This is a genomic window from Methylobacterium sp. J-088 (genome assembly GCF_022829295.1).
Classification (GTDB): Bacteria; Pseudomonadota; Alphaproteobacteria; order Rhizobiales; family Beijerinckiaceae; genus Methylobacterium.
In genome coordinates, this window is record NZ_JAKSYH010000070.1 from 1 (window position 1) to 869 (window position 869).

Below are 869 nucleotides of genomic sequence, written 5' to 3' on the forward strand. Positions count from 1 at the left end.
CTTAGAGCGCCTAACAGAACGGGCACGGATCGTTTGGGCAGGCGTTGGTGGGTATGGCACGCCCGCTTCTGCCCGACGATCTCTGGGACGCGATTTCCCCGCTCCTGCCGCCGCCCCGGCCCCGTCCGAAGGGCGGACGCCGTCCGATCGAGAACCGGGCGGCGCTGACCGGTATCCTGTTCGTGCTGCGCTCAGGCCTGCCCTGGGAGATGCTGCCGGCCGAGATGGGTTGCGGCTGCGGGATGAGTTGCTGGCGCCGGCTTCGCGACTGGCAGGAGGCGGGGGTCTGGGCGCGCTTGCATCAGGTTCTGCTGGAGCGCCTGCACGCGGCAGGTGAGATCGACTGGAGCCGGGCGAGCCTAGACAGCGCGTCTGTCCCGGCGAAAAAGGGGGCTCTGCCACCGGCCCGAACCCGACGGACCGGGGCAAGCCGGGCACGAAGCGCCACCTCGTCACCGATGCGCGCGGCACGCCGCTCGGCTTCTGCCTGAGCGGAGCCAACCGGCACGACAGCCCGATGCTGGCCCCAACGCTCGACGCCATCCCGCCCCTGCGGAGCGGTCGACGGGGGCGGCCACGCCAGCGGCCCGGCAAGCTGCACGCCGACAAGGCCTACGATGCCAAGCTCCGCCGCCAGGAGTGCCGGGCCCGCGGGATCGTGCCGCGCATCGCCCGCAAATGCATTGAGAGCAGCGAGCGGCTCGGGCGTCACCGCTGGGTCGTCGAGCGCACCCACGCCTGGTTCAACCGCTTCCGCCGCCTGCCCATCCGCTACGAGCGACGCGCCGACATCTACGAAGCCTTCACCAGCCTCGCCGCAAGCCTCATCACTCTCAACCAGATCAAGCGGTTCTGTTAGGCGCTCTTAA

General features: G+C 70.1%; 1 protein-coding gene. It reads left to right on the forward strand.

Translation table 11 applies throughout. From position 1 onward, the window contains the following. Positions 1–53: 53 nt before the first annotated feature. A protein-coding gene (locus tag MKK63_RS08405; protein WP_244000574.1) for an IS5 family transposase occupies positions 54–859 on the forward strand; the annotation gives its coding sequence in 2 pieces (ribosomal slippage) (positions 54–390 and positions 390–859; 807 coding nt in all). The last annotated feature ends 10 nt before the right edge of the window (positions 860–869 follow it).